An 18,985-nucleotide genomic window follows, 5' to 3' on the forward strand; every position below is an offset into this window, starting at 1 on the left:
ACCCTACATAATCTACTTAGTTGAGACTAATTAGTTGTTTTTCTGCTAATCGGTTCAACGCAATCAGTATGGCCAATTTCACATGAGAATAAGTTAGTCCCCCTTGTACATAAGCAACGTACGGTGGTCGAATCGGTCCATCGGCGCTCAGTTCAATGCTCGCTCCTTGAATAAATGTTCCCGCAGCCATAATCACATCATCTTCATAACCAGGCATATAAGCCGGGTATGCCGTTACATGTGAATTAATAGGAGAAGCAAATTGAATAGCTTGACAAAAGGCAATCATTTTCTCTTTGTCATCAAACTGAACCGATTGAATTAAATCTGTCCGTTCTGCGTCCCAGGACGGATTTGTGTTCATTCCTAATCTATCAAGAATAGCTGATGTAAAAACCGCACCCTTTAATGCTTGTCCAACCACATGCGGAGCTAAAAAGAAACCTTGGTACATTTCTTGAAGGCTATAAAGAGAGGCACCCGCTTCTGCTCCGATACCTGGTGAGGTCATCCTATAGGCGCATGCTTCTACATATTTTTCTTTTCCAACGATATACCCACCGGTTTTGGCAAGTCCCCCACCAGGGTTCTTAATTAAGGAGCCTGCCATTAAGTCAGCTCCTACATGACAAGGCTCCATTAACTCCACAAATTCACCATAACAATTATCAACAAATACGACAACATCTTCTTTTATATTTTTAACAAATTCAATCATTTCTCTAATTTGATCAATGGTAAAAGAAGGTCGATTTGCATACCCTTTAGAACGCTGAATACCGATCATTTTTGTATTTGGTTTGATCATGGTTTTTACATATTCGTAATTGACCTGTCCATCCTCTTTTAAGTCCACACTTTGATAGGATATCCCAAATTCCTTTAATGAACCTACACCATTCCCACGAATCCCTACTATTTCCTCCAATGTATCATACGGTTTTCCCGTTATGTACAAGAGCTCATCTCCTGGTCTTAACACACCAAATAAAGCGATGGAAATGGCATGCGTCCCGGAGATGATTTGCGGACGAACAAGCCCTGCTTCTCCACCAAACACATCGGCATAAATTTTCTCTAAAGTATCTCTACCAATATCATCATAGCCATACCCTGTTGAAGGGATAAAGTGTGAATCACTTACTTGATGACGTTGATAGCTTTCTAAAACGCGAAACTGATTCGCTTCCACCGTCAGGTCAATTTGTTGATGCTTCATAAAAATTTGCTCTTCGACCTGCCGAACAATCGGCTTTAATGCTTCCCCAAATGTGAAATGCTGATACATGATGTTCTCCTAACTAAATGCTGTATTGATTTATTTGTCCTAATATTTGGTGATCATTGAGTACATATCCTTTGCATAGATACATATCCTTTTCTTCTTCGAATGCTAGCTCCCTTAGTATCGTATCATTTTTTAATTGAGCTAACAGCTTTCCTTCTGTGGAAGGAACCTCAACTTGGTAAAATTTCATTTCTGAAATAATCACCTGTTCCATTTTTTGCTTTAATAAAAAGCGATCTTCTTCACTAAATGCAGAAATCTGCAAAGTTTCCGTTTTGGCAGTTGGAACAAAGTCAGGATTTTTCATATCTCTCTTATTATAAACGGTCAATTGTGGGATTTGCTGAATATCTAAATCCTCGAGTAACTTATGTACGGTTTGTTCATGCTGATATGAGTCCGCACTCGACATATCCACGACGTGTAAAAGAAGATCTGCTTCTCGTACTTCCTCCAAGGTAGAACGAAAGGCAGCAACCAAAGTTGTTGGAAGGTCTTGAATAAATCCAACCGTGTCTGTTAGTAATGTACTAAAACCGCTTGGAAGAATCATTTTTCTCGTCATAGGGTCAAGTGTGGCAAACAGCTGATTTTCCTCGAACGAATCTGCTTCCGTTAAGCGATTGAAAATTGTCGATTTCCCCGCATTCGTATATCCAACAAGCGCCACTTGAAAGGCTTTATTCTTTTTCCGACGCTCACGATATCGATCACGATGCTGCACGATTACTGCGAGCTGGGCTTTAATATCGTCAATTCGTCTTCGAATATGTCTTCGGTCGGTCTCAAGCTGGGTTTCCCCCGGACCTCTCGTCCCTATTCCAGCACCCAGTCGAGAAAGCTGTGTTCCTTGCCCACCCAATCTGGGAAGTAGATATTGAAGCTGGGCCAATTCGACTTGAAGCTTCCCTTCTTTCGAACGTGCACGTTGGGCAAAAATATCCAAAATCAACTGCGTTCGATCAATAATTCTCGCAGAGATGTCTTTTGATAGATTTCGTACCTGACTCGGCGAAAGCTCATCATTAAATATGATAATATTTGCTTCTGTTTCCTCCTCTAACGCTCTTAACTCTTCAACTTTCCCTTTACCTATGTATGTAGATGGATGGATTCTGTCTCTCTTTTGAGATAATGTTGCTTGTACTGTACCTTTCGCGGTCTCCGTTAAAGAAGCGAGTTCCTCCATCGAATAGTGAAATCTTTCGTCATCCTCAATCGTTTGACAACCAACGAGAATCACCTTTTCATATTCATGCTTTTGATCCAAGAAATCACCTCATTATCCTTTTTTCATATCATACCAAATAATTGTTTTTAATACTAATTTGCTAATAACAAATAAAGCAGGCTACTTGTAGCCTGCCCCCTTTTTACTCATCTTCTTCAAATATAAGATCATTGCTTCGTATGGTCATTAAATCATGCCGATCGAAGTTGTTTATCATTAACAACCTCATTGCCTGGGCACGAATCGATTTTTCAAGTACATTTCTTACGTATCGTCCATTCGAGAAACCAGCTGGACTAAACGCAGATTTCACCCAAATGAGATGTTCTCGAAGCTTTCTTTCTGCTTCATGGCTCAAGGTGTATTCCTTTTCCTTCAGCATTCTTTGCCCAATTTCCATAAGTTGCTCAATGCTGTAATCCGGAAAATCGATAACAAGCGGAAATCGAGAATGCAATCCAGGATTGAGTGTGAGAAACTCATCCATTTCTCTCGAATACCCTGCCAAAATTAAAATGAATTCATGTTGCTTATCCTCCATATGTTTGACGAGTGTATCAATGGCTTCTTTACCAAAGTCTTTCTCCCCACCCCTACCAAGAGAGTAGGCTTCATCAACAAAAAGAATCCCTCCGAGAGCCTTCTTTACGAGATCTCTTGTTTTTTGGGCAGTATGTCCGATGTATTCACCGACTAGATCAGCCCGTTCCGCTTCAATTAAATGACCTTTCGTTAGGACATTCATTCGTAGAAATAACTTCCCAATCAACCTAGCAACCGTCGTTTTCCCTGTTCCAGGATTGCCTTTAAACATCATATGGAGCGCTTGTTTTCCTGCTTTTAATCCAGCAGCTTCTCTTTTTTTGTTCACATATATCCATGCGTAAATTTCCTTTATCATTCGCTTCATTTCTTCCATTCCAACAAGCGCACCAAGTTCTTCCTCAATCTCCTTTAATGCTGCATGCTCAGGGGGAATGGCCTTTGGAGCCACATATGGTTCGGTAACAGTGGGTTTTCGTTTCTGTGAATTTAAGACAATGCTGATTTGTCCATTGTTTTTCATTCGAATTGGTTGGTCCAAAGCTTTCACCTCACATAATAAAACAGTATACGCGCTTGGTGCATGATTTGTGACAAATGCCTATAATCAGCTATATTCATGGTCTCAAAGTAGTCATGCTTTTCCCATTATTTAAGCGATTACTCTATATGTATTCAAAAATATTTATTTTAGAAATCAAAGACCCGCTTCCGTGAAGAAAGCGGGTCTTGAATGAAGTTCCATTATTGATTTTGACCATCTAAATCAATTTGCACATTACGCAATGGAGAGAATGTGGAAATGGCATGCTTATATACAAGCTGTTGCTTCCCTTCACATTCAAATAGAATCGTAAAGTTATCAAAGCCTTTAATTGTTCCTCTTAATTGGAAGCCATTCAACAAAAACACCGTACAATTTGTACTGTCTTTGCGAAGTTGATTTAAAAATTGATCCTGGATATTAATGGCTTGCTTCATAATAAATCCTCCTCTTTTATCTCTATTTCATATGTATTCGATTTTATTTTTAGCTTTCCTTCAATATACGTAGAAATTTCCTTAATTTTTTTTCGAATCTGTTGCTCATTTGTCACATGTGTCATATCAAACCAAGTAACATCCATTTTATTTCTGAACCATGTGAGCTGACGTTTTGCATATCGTCGAGAGTTCTGCTTTAATTGTTCGATCGTTGATTCAAGCGATTGTTCTTTTGAAAAATAATGAAACCATTCCTTATAACCAATGGCTTGTAAAGCCTGTGTATGCATAAGCCCTTTGTCATACAATTTTCTCACTTCTTCTTCTAAACCTTCAGTTATCATTTCATCAACTCTTGCATTAATACGATCGTACAGACGCTCACGTTCCATGGTTAACCCAATGATGGAAATATCATACAACGGTTCAATCACTTGCTCCGATTGTATTTCTGTTAATGTTTGCCCTGTTGTTAAATAAACCTCTAATGCACGGATGACACGACGTACGTTATTTGGATGTATACGCCTAGCACTTATTGGATCTACTTCAGACAACTTCTTATGAAGAACTTCCACCCCATCTGTCTTCACTTGCTCTTCCAGCTTTTGTCTCAGTTCCTCATTATTGGGAGCATCAGAAAATTGGTAGTCATAGATGGCTGATTGAATGTACAACCCCGTTCCACCAACAATCATTGGTAGCTTTCCTCGATTGGTGATTTCCGTAATTTTCAGTCGTACAAGCTCTTGAAACTCCGCTACTGAAAACGTCTCTTCTGGATCCTTAATATCAATGAGATGATGAGTAATTCCTTCCATTTCTTCTTGCTTAATCTTGGCTGTTCCTATATTCATTTCTTTATATATTTGCATTGAGTCGCCACTAATTATTTCACCATTAAACCGCTTAGCTAATTCAATGCTCGTCTTCGTTTTCCCAACGGCTGTTGGTCCAATGAGGACGACGACTTTTTCCTTCTCCTGTTTCATGTTGACACTGCCTTTACAAATTTCTTTAGATGCTTTGTAGTATAACATGTAACTCCATTAACATAAAACTAGAAGCAGGTTAGCCTCTATGCATTATAACCAGATTTCAACCCGTTATACCTTTGTCATACACTTCCATTTCTTTCTTTTTTCATTACAATTATATAACGATTCGATAACAATCGACAGAGAACCCCCAAATTCGTGCTACTTTATATGAAGAGTGTAAAGAGACTTAAAATGAATTGGTGGGATAGATATGTTTGGAACGTTAGAGATTGGAATTGATTTAGGTACAGCAAACGTACTTGTATATAGTAAAAATAAAGGAATTGTCTTTAATGAGCCTTCTGTTGTCGCTCTAGATACTACAACGAATAAAGTCGTTGCGGTGGGACTAGAAGCAAAAGCAATGATTGGAAAAACTCCTGGTAAAATTACAGCGATTCGTCCTCTAAAAAACGGAGTGATTGCCGATTATGATATCACTTCGGAATTATTAAAGTACATTATTACAAAAGCATCAACCAGAATGGGGTTAACGATTCGAAAACCGAATGTGGTCATTTGTACACCAGCTGGCTCTACGAGTGTGGACAAGAGAGCCATCCAGGATGCCGCAAGAAACGCAGGTGCCAAAAAGGTCTTTCTTATTGAAGAACCAGTGGCCGCAGCGATCGGAGCCGGACTTCCCGTGGACGAACCTGTAGCCAATGTGGTAGTAGATATTGGCGGAGGTTCTACTGAAGTTGCGATCATATCATTCGGAGGCGTCGTTGCCTGCCACTCTATTCGCATTGGTGGCGATCATTTGGATGACGATATTATTCAGTATGTAAGAAAAGAATACAATGTTCTAATTGGAGAGCCCACTGCCGAGCAAATTAAGATGGAAATCGGTTATGCCCTAGTGGACCATGAAAAAGAAGTGCTTGAAGTTCGAGGAAGAGACCTGCTAACCGGTTTACCAAAAACGATCGAACTACATTCCTACGAAGTTCGTGATGCTATTAAAGAATCACTACTTCATATACTAGAAGCAGTTCGTGCTACGTTAGAAGACAGTCCAGCCGAGTTAAGCGGTGATATTGTAGACCGAGGAGTCATTTTAACTGGTGGTGGATCTTTATTAAAAGGCATGGAGCAGTGGCTAAGCGAGCAAATCTTCGTTCCCGTTCATTTAGCAAATGAACCCTTAGAATCAGTAGCCATCGGTACGGGTAGGGCACTTGATTTTCTTCACAAGTTACCTTCTGTTGCAAGGTAAGATACCCACAATCTTCGAAAAAGTCCCACGGTCTACCCGTTGGGACTTTTTCGTTTCAATAATACCATCTACCTTTATTATCAAAAAGGGCTCCACCGAGCAACCCCGCACCAAATCCTAGTAACCCTGCACCGAGCGGACTAATTCCTCCGCCATATCCCACTCCAGGACCACCGCCATAACCTAAGCCGAATCCCCCTCCAAACCCAGGAGTAAATCCAGGTCCTCCATAAGGAGAAGGGTATCCATAGCCTGAATGACCAAACTTGGGTGCTCCATAGCCAAAAAAGGGACTATATTTTGAACCTCCAACACCGACCGTACTTGGTACCTGGTCTTCAAATCCATAGTATTTAGCATCAGGATAACCAAAACTATCAAATTGGGAAAACGGGTTGTAGTTTGGATATCCACCAAGATTCCCCATACCGAAAGGGAAAGGTCTTCTCATTCCTCGTTTCAATTGGCATTCCCCTTTTTTCTAGGTTGTATACAAAATACTATATGTACTTATCCTAAAAACGGGTATATATCACGGATAAATAGGCTCATAAAAAAAGCCCCCAAAGAAAAGGAGCTCTACTCAATATGCTTTCTTCTCAATCTGTTAAAATAAATAAATATAGGTAGAGGAATGACGATAAATCCTAAGCTTTTAATCATTTGATTTTTGGCATTTTCTCTAATTCTTGCTTTTTCATCTTCTACCAACTGTTCATAATCAGCTCGTAGCTCTTCCTCGCTAATTTGCGTGTTTCCTCCTACCTTTTCACTCTCACGCATCATCTCGTAATCGGAAAAACTTTGATAATACCCTGATGGACTCACTAAGTCAGCAGTAACCATAAATATGGAAATCCCACCACCGATGACCATCATTAATGTCGCGAATAATACTAAATATGTGTATAAGTGCCGTATCATGGTTTCATCATCCTCCTTGTTTTTGTTTTTCGCAATATAAGCAATGGCAAAAATAACGATTACAGCAGGAAGAATTGTCGTTAGCAAACCAAAAACAAACATTGATCCTCCCCCTTTCTACCTTCAATATATAGGATTAATGATGCGCATGCTATACAATTTGTTCGACACTTTTCTCGATTTTACCCTTTTTGTGTAAAATTACTCTAATAATAAAAAAAAGAAGAACTGGATTCTATTGAATCCAGTTCTTACATTACACGTTTAAACATTTTTTCCATCTCATAGGTAGAATAATGAATAATAATTGGCCTTCCATGCGGACAGGTAAACGGATCTGAAGTAGACCGCAACTCATCTAAAAGTGCCTGTATTTCATCCTGCCGCAAATGATGGTTTGCTTTTATGGAGGCCTTACAGCTCATCATAATTGCCGCTTCTTCACGAAGTTTATGAATATCGACCTTTTTCATTTGTAGAAGCTGCTCGATCATTTCCTCCATAAGTTCTTTCTCTTCCCCTTTCGGAAGCCACTGTGGATGTGAGCGAAGAATAAAGCTGTTGTGACCAAACGGCTCTAAAAACACACCCACTTTCTCTAACTCGTGTTGATGTTCTAGAATCTTTAACGCTTCGTCAGAAGAATACTCAAGCGTTATCGGCACAAGTAACTCTTGAAGCTCATTTTGAACATCTCCCACCTTTTCACGGAAGTACTCATATTTAATTCTTTCCTGTGCCGCATGCTGATCAATAATATAAAGCCCTTTTTCATTTTGAGCTAGAATATACGTCCCATGCATTTGACCGATTGGATAAAATGGAGGAACTCTCATTTTGGTCTCTTGTAGATGATCCCTTTCATCTACAATTTCTTCTATCTCAATCTCCGCAACCGTTTCCGTCCTAACCGGTGCCAAGGTTTCTTCTTTAACAATGCTAACAGGCCTTTGAATCACTTCGACTCTTTCCGTTGTAATAGGTTCTCTTAAAATGGACTCTGTAAAAACGGTTCTCTCAACAGGGAGCTCTTTTTCCACCACATGATCCAGCTCGAAAAAGGTTTGCTCTGATTGTGGCTTTTCTTTTTTCTCCTGTTGAATAAAACCGGATGGAATCAGCTCTTGGCTTTTAAATACCTTTTTAATGGCATCTGTGACGAGTTGGTTTAACTCTTGTTCCTTACTTAAACGGACCTCCATCTTAGACGGATGCACATTTACGTCTACTAAAATAGGATCCATTTCGACTGACAATAAGACAATCGGATAACGACCAATGGGTAATAAGGTATGATAACCTTCCTGCACCGCTTTTACGAGGGGATAGTTTTTAATAAATCGTCCATTAATCATGGTAGAAATATAGTTCCTTGACGCTCTCGTAATCTCAGGAAGAGCGATCCAACCTTTTACCTGATAATCTAGTGAAGTAGCTGAAATAGGTACCATTTTCTTCACGATGTTTACTCCATAAATGGCAGCTAATACTTGCCGGACATCACCGTTTCCCGTAGTGTGAAGGAGCTTTCGATCATTATGAATCAGGCGAAACGAAATTTCAGGATGGCTGAGCGCAAGACGGTTCATAATATCCGTAATATTCCCAAGCTCTGTGTGAACGGTCTTCAAATATTTCAAGCGGGCAGGCGTGTTGAAGAATAGGTCCGTAACAATAATATCGGTTCCTTTTCTGGCAGCCGCTGCCTCATGAACCTGCAAAACTCCGCCCTCAAACACGACTCTTGAACCCACATCACCGGTTGATGTTTTCATTTCAAAATGACTTACCGAAGCGATACTGGGCAATGCTTCTCCACGAAACCCTAGTGTTCGGATTCGAAACAAGTCATCATCATTTTTTATTTTACTAGTAGCGTGACGCTGAAACGCCATTAGCACATCCTCTTCCGAAATACCGTCACCGTTGTCGAGTATTCTGATCTTACCTAATCCCGCTTCCTCAACCTCTACTTCAATGACAGTACTACCTGCATCAATTGCATTTTCTACCAGTTCCTTTACAACAGATGCCGGTCGTTCAACCACTTCTCCGGCAGCAATTTTATTCGATAGTCGGTCATCTAATTGAATGATTTTCCCCATCGTCTCACCTCCCTGAGATGTTTAGCTCTTTGCTTGCTTATGAAGATCAAATAAAATATTAAAGGCCTGCATAGGAGTCATTTCTAATATATTTAGTGATTTCAAAGACTCTAGTGTCTTCTTTTCCTTTGATGATAGGTTTGCTTTTACTTCCACCTTTGGTTCAGCAAAAAAGGACAGTTGTGCATCTTCTGACACCTTATTCGGTACTACTTTCTTTTCTTCTTTGGAACTGGTGTTGTCACCTGACTCTAATGCTTGTAAAATTTCATTCGCTCGAGCAATCAGTTCCTTTGGCAGCTCCGCTAGCTCTGCCACGTGAATTCCATAGCTCTTATCAGCTGCTCCTTCTTTGATTTTATGAAGGAACACCACTTTACCATTTTGTTCAATCGCGCTTACATGGACGTTATTTAACATCGAAAGCTGCTCTCCCAGAACGGTTAATTCATGGTAATGAGTTGAGAATAATGTTTTCGCCTCAATTCGTTCATGAATATATTCAATGATTGACTGCGCTAACGCCATTCCGTCATAAGTTGAAGTTCCTCTCCCGATTTCATCAAATAGAATTAAGCTATTTCTGGTGGCATTTACAATGGCATTTTTTGCTTCAAGCATTTCCACCATAAAGGTACTTTGTCCAGAAATTAAATCATCTGCTGCTCCAATTCTCGTAAACACTTGGTCAAAGATTGGGAGTTTGGCCTCATCTGCTGGTACATAACAGCCAATTTGTGCAAGGATTGAGGTAAGGGCAACTTGTCTCATGTACGTACTTTTCCCTGACATATTGGGTCCAGTAATTAACAGAATCTCTCGCTCATCCCCCATATGGCAGTCATTTGGTACGTATTCCTGAGCATTCATAACTTTTTCAACTACTGGATGACGACCATTTTTTATTACCAATCGTCTGTCAGTCGTAAAGCTTGGCTTCGTGTAATGACGTGCTTCACTAATTTCAGCAAAGCATTGTAAAACGTCTAGCTCACTTACGACCTTAGCTAATCTCTGTATCTGCGGAATATATTCCTTTACGTACTCACGAATAGTTGTAAATAACTCATACTCAAGCTCTGTGCTTTTTTCTTCCGCTTCTAAAATCAATGTCTCTTTTTCTTTTAAATCCGGAGTTATAAACCGTTCAGCGTTTGCTAGAGTTTGCTTTCTTTCGTACTGACCTTCTTTTAATAAGGAAAGATTCGCGCGAGTCACTTCAATATAATAACCAAACACACGGTTGTATCCGATTTTTAGCGATTTGATTCCCGTTTTTTCACGCTCTTCTTTTTCAAGCTCAGCAATCCACTGCTTTCCATTACGACTTGCATAACGATAGCGATCAAGTTCTTCGTTATATCCATCGGAAATGATATTTCCCTCTTTAATAGAGAGAGGTGGATTATCAACAATTGCTCTTTCTAATAAGTCGGTTATTTCCTCGCATGGTTCAAGCTTGTCGGCTAATTGTTTTGTTGCTTCATTTGGTAAATTCTCTACCATACTTTTCAACAATGGAATTTGCAGAAGGGATTTCTTTAACTGAATGAGATCTCTTGCATTCACATTGCCAAATGCAATTCGTCCTGCAAGACGCTCTAAGTCATACACTTCCGTTAACTTTTCACGGATTTCTTGGCGTTCAAAGTAGCAGCTAAAAAGAGTATCTACAACAGAATGGCGAAGTTCAATTTGTTGCTGATTGATAAGAGGACGATCTACCCATGACTTGAGCATTCTGCTTCCCATTGCTGTTTTTGTTTCATCCAATAGCCAAAGAAGAGAGCCTTTTTTCCCTTTCGAGCGAATCGTTTCTGTTAACTCGAGATTACGTTTTGAGTAATAATCTATTTTCATATACTGATCTACTGTATAAAAACGAACGGCTTGAAGGTGATCCAGCGATCTTTTTTGTGTTCGATATAAGTAATTAAATAATCTTGCGGCCGTCTGCTTAATCTCAACATTGGTTAAGTGTGACAAAAGAGCTTCAAAAGATACATAACTTTGAATATCTTCTTCCATTGAAAGGGTCACTTGACCTCGCTCACGAATTTTCTTCTGTAGCTCGTCCGTATGCGAAGCAGAGATGACCACCTCACGTGCACCAGAAGTTGCAAGTTCATTTAAAACTTCATCCATGCTCTTTGTAATCGTTACTTGAGATTCCCCTGTAGTCAAATCACTCACCGCAAACCCATACTGATCATCGGCGAACCGAGAGATGGATGCTAAATAATTGTTTTCTCTTTCGTTCAGTCCTTTTCCTTCCATCATCGTTCCAGGTGTGATTAACTGAACTACTTCTCTCCGAACCACACCTTTTGCCTGCTTCGGATCTTCTGTTTGTTCGCAAATTGCGACTTTAAAGCCTTTTTCAATTAACTGTTCAATATATTGAGGAGCAGCATGGTAAGGAACCCCACACATTGGGATACGGTCTTCTGAACCACCATCTCTGCTAGTTAGTGTAATTTCTAATACTTGCGACGCCTTCACGGCATCATCAAAAAACATCTCATAAAAATCCCCAAGACGAAAAAATAAAAAGGCATCCTGATACTCTGCCTTTACCTTTAAATATTGCTGTATCATCGGCGTATATGTAGCCATACAATCCTCCAAAACACTAATTCTTTCTTTCATTCCGTTCATTATTATAACATAAAGAAAGAAGGGAAAGGTTTTTTGAAAGCTGTAAATATCAGCCACAAAGAAAAACTAGGAAGTGAAACCTTCCTAGTTCACCATTACTCTTCTTCGTCACAGATTAGGAAATCTGGATTTAAATCTTCAAACTCTTCGTCTTCGACATCTAATCCCCAGTCGTCGTCGCAGTCACAATCATCGTAAACTGCTACACAAACCACTGTTTCTCCAATTACTTCAACAAGAAACTCTCTTTCTGCATGAACGATAATTGCATTACCGTTTGGTGAGATAACAGCTTCTATGCAGTTTGGCTGCTGAACGACACGAGCAATAACATCGTTGTCATCATGGCAATCTGGATCGCGGTACTTTAACTTAATGACGTCAACATAGTCAACTCGTGCAGTTACTACTTCAGTTCTTGTATTATCATTATAGGAGTACCAAACGTTAGTGTCATAGTAGCCGTGAATTTCGACTTTTTTTCCAACCTTTTTAGCTTCATACGTATGATTGATAATCCAGCAACCAAGGATGCTAGTCGGTTGGTGATCCGGGCGAATCGTATCGTTAGACTGTGTAAACTTACGTCCTTTCGCTACGACCGCTTTTGTAATAATCTCTCTGTAATCTGCCATTGCGAGCGAACCCTCCTCATTCATTTTCACTTCATCCTATGCGGGACATTAGACTAGTGTGATAATATTTTTCATGTTTGTATTTCCTTCGGCATTCGGTGGCGGATATAGTGCATTCTATGCGAATACCTAGGAAAGGTGAGAAATTATATGGGAGAATGGGAATGATTTTGATGCATAGAAAAAACCCCCGTTTCCACGAGGGTCTTTCCATTCTCACATCTTAGTGATGTGAACAGCTTTGATTTTTATTATTAACCTCTGCACCTGTTTCTCCACTTAGGACATTTCCACCCGTTGATAAGATGACTTCATCTGTTACTTTGTTGGAGATGGTGTTAGCCACCAATTGTAGTAATTCATTTACGTCTATTTGTGATTGCTTAAATTCCTGTACGACAGGGATAGAATCTAGCTCCTCTTCAATAGAAGCAATTTTATCTTCTGTTTTCTTTAGAGCTTCTGCTTTTCCATAGTGTTGTAAATTAACGGCTTGCTTTTGCAACCCTTTTATTTGCGAAATAAGTGAACTTACTTTTTCATTACTATGAATTTGCGCTTCCGCTTTCTTGAAAAAATCTACTTCTTCCGTGCTCGCAATCATGGAAGCTAGTTCTTTTGCACGCGCTATAATATCGTCTTTTGTGTACTTTTCCATTTATTTCACCTCTACACTTTGAGTTTCTTCCACCATTTCCCCGTTTAATGACCATGTTTTTGCTTCTGTGATTTTTACTTTTACAAGCTTACCGATTGCCGTTTTTGGCCCAACAAAGTTTACTAACTTGCTTTTGCGTGTGTAACCAGCAAGAACATCAGGGTTATTTTTACTTTCCCCTTCAACTAATACTTCCACTACTTCCCCTTGATACTTCTTCATCGCTTCTGCAGACATTTCATTTACCAAAGCGTTTAATCGCTGTAGACGTTCCTTCTTCACTTCCATTGGAACGTTATCCTGTATTTTAGCCGCTGGCGTCCCTTCACGTGGAGAATAGATGAATGTATATGCAGATTCATATCCAACTTCACGATATAAGGAAAGTGTTTCTTCGAATTGTTCTTCCGTTTCATTCGGATACCCTACTATGATATCTGTAGTGAAAGAAGCATTAGGAATAGCTGCTTTAATTTTACGAACAAGCTCAAGGTATTGTTCTCTTGTATACTTACGAGCCATGATTTTTAGTACTTCTGTAGAACCAGACTGAACTGGAAGGTGAATATGCTCAACTAAGTTACCACCCTTAGCAAGAACATCAATTAAGTGATCGTCAAAATCACGCGGATGACTCGTTGTAAAACGGATACGTGGAATATCAATCTTTCGGATTTCATCCATTAAGTCACCTAAACCATACTTCATGTCTTCAAAGTCTTTTCCGTAAGCATTAACGTTTTGTCCAAGAAGAGTAATTTCCTGATATCCTTGCGCTGCTAGCTGACGAACTTCTTGAATGATATCGTCAGGACGACGACTGCGCTCTTTTCCGCGAGTAAATGGAACGATACAATACGTACAGAACTTATCACAGCCGTACATAATATTTACCCATGCTTTAATATTTCCACGACGGATCTTCGGAAGGTTCTCAATAACATCTCCTTCTTTAGACCACACTTCTACAACCATTTCCTTGGACATGTATGCTTCGTGCAGGATGTTTGGTAAACGGTGAATATTATGCGTTCCAAAGATCATATCCACTTGATGGTATGTTTTAAGAATTTTATTAACAACCGATTCCTCTTGAGACATACAGCCACAAACTCCGATTAATACATCTGGGTTTTGCTGCTTCAAATGTTTAAGATGACCTAGCTCACCAAACACTTTGTTTTCAGCATTCTCACGGATCGCACAAGTATTTAATAAAATAACATTTGCATCATCAACAGAGTCTGTCGGCTCATAACCTAGCCCCATGAAAATACCAGCCATTACTTCTGTATCATGCTCATTCATTTGACAGCCGTACGTACGAATATAAAACTTACGACCTTGTCCCATCCCTTTAAATTCTTCAGGAAGTGAGAAATCCTTATGGTACTTTACTTCTTCTTTCCCACGCTTTTTCGCGTCTTTTAGCGATGGTGGAGTATATACTGTTTCAAAATATTTACTGTAATCCTTACCGGATTTTTTGTCCGAAGAATTACCTTCCTGCACTGCTTGTTGGCTTTCTAATCGTTGCTTTTCGTTCATAAATGTTTCTCCTTTCACTGCAATAATCAAACATTTAAACATACAACCAAACTAAAATAATATTATTTTCGTATAGTTAGTACTTTGATAGTAGAATGAATCACATTAGTTAAGTATAAATGCTTGAACAACTGAACACAATATAAAAAACTTAACCAATCGATAGCGGTTTCATTCATTACAGCAAATAATTTTACTCCTTATCACGTTCATTGAAAGTGATAGTTATCACAAGTATTTAGAAATATACTCATAGAGAAACCCCGAGATGTACTCGGGGTTTCTTGTTCGTTCTAGCTTACATAAACTCGGAAACTAATTTATTAAAATGAGCTTCATCTAATTGAAGATCATGCTGAGATAACGGGGTTTCAGAGTAACCGTTTATTAGTTCCTGGTAAGATTTACGTTCTGTATCTTGATAAATCAAGCCTGTTACTAATCCGTTATGCTGCATTAGAGTTTGCATCGCCATTTCACGATTAGATGAATCATAGCCTTCCACATCAGCAAGCTTTGTTAGGTTTTCCTTAAACCAGTCGTATGTGTTGATTTTATTGTATGTTACACATGGACTGAACACGTTGATTAAAGAGAAACCTTTATGCTTGATACCAGCTTCAATAATCGCTGTTAAGTCTTTTAAGTCTGTAGAGAAGCTTTGTGCCACAAACGTTGCACCAGCAGTTAATGCCATTTCCATTGGAGAAATCGGCTGTTCGATTGATCCTTGTGGCGTAGACTTCGTTTTGAAGCCTGCTGCCGATCTCGGGGATGTTTGGCCCTTTGTTAAACCATAAATTTGGTTATCCATTACGATGTAAGTGATATCGATGTTTCGACGGATAGAGTGAATGGTATGACCCATTCCGATCGCGAAACCATCTCCATCTCCCCCAGATGCAATAACTGTTAAATCACGATTCGCCATTTTTACTCCTTGGGCAATCGGTAAAGAACGTCCGTGAATGGAATGGAATCCGTAAGAGTTAATATATCCTGAAATACGTCCAGAGCAACCGATACCAGAAATAACCGCTAAATTATCTGGCTCTAACCCTACATTCGCAGCAGCACGTTGAATTGCCGCTTGAACAGAGAAATCGCCGCAGCCTGGACACCAGTTAGGCTTCACGTTGTTTCGAAAATCTTTAAACGTCGCCATAATTTAGAACAACTCCTTGATCTTTGAATGGATTTCATGTGGTAGGAATGGATTTCCGTCATACTTTAAATGCTTTACTACTTTCTCAGCATGTCCTACATTCATCTTAAGGATGTTTGCTAACTGTCCAGTTGCGTTATTTTCAACAACTACAACCTTTTTAGCTGATTTGACTAGTGGAAGCATTTCGTCAGTAGGGAACGGATGAATCAAACGTACATGCGCATGATTCACTTTCACTCCATCCTTCTCAAGGCGTGTCATTGCTTCTTCAATTGCTCCTCTAGTTGAGTTAAAACCAACAACTAGTACATCCGCATCCTCATGTGGAGCATGAACGTGAATTGGTGTATTAAATTTGATGTTCTCAACTTTACGGAAACGTTTATCCATTTGTGCATTACGGTTTAATGCTGATTCAGACGGTTTACCTGTTTCATCATGTTCTACACCTGTTACGTGGTGAATTCCACCCTTTACCCCAGGAATTACACGAGGAGAGATACCATCTTCAGTCACTTCGTAACGTTTAAAGTAATCTTTAGAATCTGATTCTGGTAGTTCAGTTACAAGTTTTCCGCGTCGAATTTCTACCTTACTAAAGTCTAAAGGCTCAACTGTTTGCTTTCCTAAAGAAAGTTGAAGGTCAGATAAGACGATAACAGGTACTTGGTACTCTTCAGCAAGGTTAAATGCCTCAGCTGTATCGTAGAACGCTTCTTGTACAGTACTTGGAGCCATTACGATCTTTGGAATTTCTCCGTGAGTACCATAGATCATGGCCATTAAATCAGATTGTTCTTGCTTGGTTGGTAGACCGGTAGACGGACCACCACGCTGTGTATCGACAATTACAATTGGTGTTTCGGTAATTCCTGAAAGACCGATTGCTTCCATCTTCAACGATAATCCCGGACCAGCTGATGCAGTGATCGCACGAACGCCTGCATAGTTTGCACCGATCGCCATTGTACATGCCGCAATTTCATCTTCAGTTTGAATTACTGTTCCACCAAGAGCAGGTAGTTTTTTAATTAGATACTCCATGATTTCAGAAGCAGGAGTAATTGGATAAGCTGCCATAAAGCGACATCCGCCAGCTAAGGCCCCTAGCGCAATCGCATCGTTACCAATCATGAACAACCGTTGTTTTCCATCTGCCTTTGCTAATACCATGGTAGCGGCTTCTTGAGCTTGTTCTTTCATTGCTGTATAACCAGCTTGGATCGCTTCCATGTTCTTATCAACCACAGACTGTCCTTTACGCCCAAAAATCTCTTGAACTACCGTCTCAAAAACGTTAATATCTAAATCTAGTACTGCACAAGTAGCCCCAACTGCCACCATGTTTTTCATTAATGATGTACCTAATTCAGTTGCAATATCTGTAAATGGAACCGCATACAAAGTTGCATTTGTATCCGTAGGTTTCACAGGATTAAACTTCGCATCTGCAATCATCACACCATTGTCATGTAGTTCTTTGTAATTTAAGTCAAGCGTTTCCTGATCAAATGCCACTAAGATGTCTAAGTCGTCTGAAATAGAGCGAACCTGTGACGTGCTTACACGGATTTTGTTATTAGTGTGTCCACCTTTAATACGAGATGAAAAGTGGCGGTACCCATATAAATAGTAACCTAATCGATTCAAAGCAATAGAGAAAATCTCCCCAGTACTTTCAATCCCTTCCCCTTGCTGCCCGCCAACTTTCCAAGAAAGTTGATTGATCATGTCTTACACCCCTTTGGATACGTTAAGAAATATGTAAAAACGTTTATTTTACCAATAGTGTAGCACTTTTCCGATTGTAACACGAAGATTTTGACTCTAATATTCATAGAGTAAAAATGTGAGAAATGGAAGGGTACTAAACGCTTTCAATTCTAGACCTATGTGAAAAAAAAAGCAACCCTTTACGCCCAAATAATGGCGAAAATATGAATATTTTTTTATTTTTGCGAAAATAATAGTTTTATCTGTCTTTTTTCAACCTGTTTAGTCTAAATAAAAATGAAAACGCTTTATTCACTCTTCTTTATTTCGGAAATCTTTTCGCCATATTTTTGTACAAAAACTTCTCAACCTGTATACTGGAATAATATTTTCCTAGTTCATTTACAAGATTGCTATAATTTTCTACCCGCTCAAGCCCTGTAACACAATGTTCGGTTCCATCAAAATCAGAACCAAATCCAACAAAATCCTCACCTCCAAGAGAGCAAATATGGTCAAGATGACGAAGTACGTCAGTAATAGTTGCTGTTGTTTTCCCAGAGAGGAATTGCGTAACAAAGGTTAACCCCATGACTGTTTCTCTTTCTATTAATGCCACAATCTGTTCATCTCGTAAGTTCCTCGGATGTGGACAAAGAGAATACGCATTAGAGTGTGAAGCAAAGGGATAATCTCCAAGCTCCAGCACATCCCAAAACCCGCTTTCTGATAGATGCGATACATCACACCATACCCTCTCCTTATTAAGAGTTGATACGACTCTTTTCCCGAACCTGGATAGACCCGCGCCCCGCTCTTCAAGTGCCCCATCAGAAACTGCATTAGAAAAATTCCACGTTAAACCAACAGATGTAACCCCAAGACGAAGCAGCGTTTTTAACTTCAGCAAATCGGAACCGATACAATCACACCCCTCAAGTGTAAGAATCGCTCCGAATTCACCATCTTTAAGATTAGCTAAATCACTTTGACTTGTAATCAACTTAATTTCTTTATATGGTTTGATAATTTTTTCATAGAAAAGGTCTATCATATGCAAAGCAGCATGGAAGGAAAGATCAGGGTGAATATTCTCTGGTACATAGATGGCAAAGCATTGTACTTTAACGCCACTTTTCTTCATACCCGCGAGCGTAACTTGAAGCTCCTTTGAATCTAAAAAGCTTGAAAGCTTCGGATTCATAAACATTTTGTATAATACATCACAATGCCCATCAAAAATTTTCATGATTTATACCCCTTCCATAGTC

16 protein-coding genes are annotated in these 18,985 nt (G+C 39.5%); 1 reads left to right on the plus strand and 15 read right to left on the minus strand.

Going from position 1 to position 18,985, the window contains the following annotated elements:
- Positions 1 to 16: 16 nt before the first annotated feature.
- The 5 genes from ACFFHF_RS04935 to miaA all read right to left on the minus strand — a co-directional run bounded on the left by ACFFHF_RS04935 (position 17) and on the right by miaA (position 5,038).
- Positions 17 to 1,288 (minus strand): methionine gamma-lyase family protein, encoded by a 1,272-nt coding sequence (locus ACFFHF_RS04935; RefSeq protein WP_340903265.1) that lies wholly within the window; start codon positions 1,286 to 1,288, stop codon positions 17 to 19.
- A gap of 13 nt (positions 1,289 to 1,301) precedes the next feature.
- On the minus strand, positions 1,302 to 2,558 hold the full coding sequence (gene hflX, locus ACFFHF_RS04940) for a GTPase HflX (RefSeq protein WP_160545522.1): 1,257 nt from the start codon (positions 2,556 to 2,558) through the stop codon (positions 1,302 to 1,304).
- 103 nt (positions 2,559 to 2,661) lie between these two features.
- Positions 2,662 to 3,603 carry a stage V sporulation protein K gene (spoVK, locus tag ACFFHF_RS04945; RefSeq protein ID WP_160545523.1) on the minus strand — a complete coding sequence of 314 codons (942 nt, stop codon included), beginning with the start codon at positions 3,601 to 3,603 and terminating at the stop codon, positions 2,662 to 2,664.
- 203 nt (positions 3,604 to 3,806) lie between these two features.
- Positions 3,807 to 4,043: an RNA chaperone Hfq gene (gene hfq / locus ACFFHF_RS04950; protein WP_160545524.1), complete on the minus strand. Its 237-nt coding sequence runs from the start codon at positions 4,041 to 4,043 to the stop codon at positions 3,807 to 3,809.
- Positions 4,040 to 5,038: a tRNA (adenosine(37)-N6)-dimethylallyltransferase MiaA gene (miaA, locus tag ACFFHF_RS04955; RefSeq protein WP_340903264.1), complete on the minus strand. Its 999-nt coding sequence runs from the start codon at positions 5,036 to 5,038 to the stop codon at positions 4,040 to 4,042. The genes hfq and miaA overlap by 4 nt, the downstream gene beginning before the upstream one ends.
- A 259-nt stretch (positions 5,039 to 5,297) precedes the next feature.
- On the opposite strand from miaA, the gene mreBH reads away from it, so the two are divergent.
- A complete protein-coding gene (mreBH, locus tag ACFFHF_RS04960; protein ID WP_340903263.1) occupies positions 5,298 to 6,305 on the plus strand; it encodes a rod-share determining protein MreBH in 1,008 nt (335 codons plus the stop codon).
- Between the two features lie 55 nt (positions 6,306 to 6,360).
- On the opposite strand, the gene ACFFHF_RS04965 is transcribed toward mreBH, so the two are convergent.
- The 10 genes from ACFFHF_RS04965 to ACFFHF_RS05010 all read right to left on the minus strand — a co-directional run bounded on the left by ACFFHF_RS04965 (position 6,361) and on the right by ACFFHF_RS05010 (position 18,963).
- The gene (locus tag ACFFHF_RS04965) at positions 6,361 to 6,768 is read right to left on the minus strand and encodes a hypothetical protein (protein ID WP_160545527.1); all 408 of its coding nucleotides are present in this window, start codon (positions 6,766 to 6,768) and stop codon (positions 6,361 to 6,363) included.
- A 116-nt stretch (positions 6,769 to 6,884) separates the two neighbouring features.
- The gene (locus ACFFHF_RS04970; protein WP_340903261.1) at positions 6,885 to 7,331 is read right to left on the minus strand and encodes a hypothetical protein; all 447 of its coding nucleotides are present in this window, start codon (positions 7,329 to 7,331) and stop codon (positions 6,885 to 6,887) included.
- A gap of 149 nt (positions 7,332 to 7,480) precedes the next feature.
- Complete coding sequence (gene mutL, locus ACFFHF_RS04975) at positions 7,481 to 9,334, minus strand: DNA mismatch repair endonuclease MutL (RefSeq protein WP_340903260.1); 1,854 nt, start codon at positions 9,332 to 9,334, stop codon at positions 7,481 to 7,483.
- Between the two features lie 21 nt (positions 9,335 to 9,355).
- The gene (gene mutS, locus ACFFHF_RS04980) at positions 9,356 to 11,950 is read right to left on the minus strand and encodes a DNA mismatch repair protein MutS (RefSeq protein ID WP_340903259.1); all 2,595 of its coding nucleotides are present in this window, start codon (positions 11,948 to 11,950) and stop codon (positions 9,356 to 9,358) included.
- A gap of 137 nt (positions 11,951 to 12,087) precedes the next feature.
- Entirely contained in the window at positions 12,088 to 12,627 is a 540-nt protein-coding gene (locus ACFFHF_RS04985) for an outer spore coat protein CotE (RefSeq protein WP_340903258.1), read from the minus strand.
- Positions 12,628 to 12,850: 223 nt separating this feature from the next.
- Positions 12,851 to 13,285 (minus strand): YlbF/YmcA family competence regulator, encoded by a 435-nt coding sequence (locus ACFFHF_RS04990; protein WP_160545532.1) that lies wholly within the window; start codon positions 13,283 to 13,285, stop codon positions 12,851 to 12,853.
- Positions 13,286 to 14,833 carry a tRNA (N6-isopentenyl adenosine(37)-C2)-methylthiotransferase MiaB gene (gene miaB, locus ACFFHF_RS04995; RefSeq protein ID WP_340903257.1) on the minus strand — a complete coding sequence of 516 codons (1,548 nt, stop codon included), beginning with the start codon at positions 14,831 to 14,833 and terminating at the stop codon, positions 13,286 to 13,288.
- A gap of 298 nt (positions 14,834 to 15,131) precedes the next feature.
- Positions 15,132 to 15,998, minus strand: a complete 867-nt coding sequence (locus tag ACFFHF_RS05000; protein WP_340903256.1) for a 2-oxoacid:ferredoxin oxidoreductase subunit beta — start codon at positions 15,996 to 15,998, stop codon at positions 15,132 to 15,134.
- A gap of 3 nt (positions 15,999 to 16,001) precedes the next feature.
- A complete protein-coding gene (locus tag ACFFHF_RS05005) occupies positions 16,002 to 17,732 on the minus strand; it encodes a 2-oxoacid:acceptor oxidoreductase subunit alpha (protein ID WP_340903255.1) in 1,731 nt (576 codons plus the stop codon).
- Positions 17,733 to 18,036: 304 nt separating this feature from the next.
- The gene (locus tag ACFFHF_RS05010) at positions 18,037 to 18,963 is read right to left on the minus strand and encodes a dipeptidase (protein ID WP_160545536.1); all 927 of its coding nucleotides are present in this window, start codon (positions 18,961 to 18,963) and stop codon (positions 18,037 to 18,039) included.
- Between the last annotated feature and the right edge of the window lie 22 nt (positions 18,964 to 18,985).

The sequence above is a fragment of the Robertmurraya beringensis genome (genome assembly GCF_042433785.1).
Lineage (GTDB): Bacteria > Bacillota > Bacilli > Bacillales > Cytobacillaceae > Robertmurraya_A > Robertmurraya_A beringensis.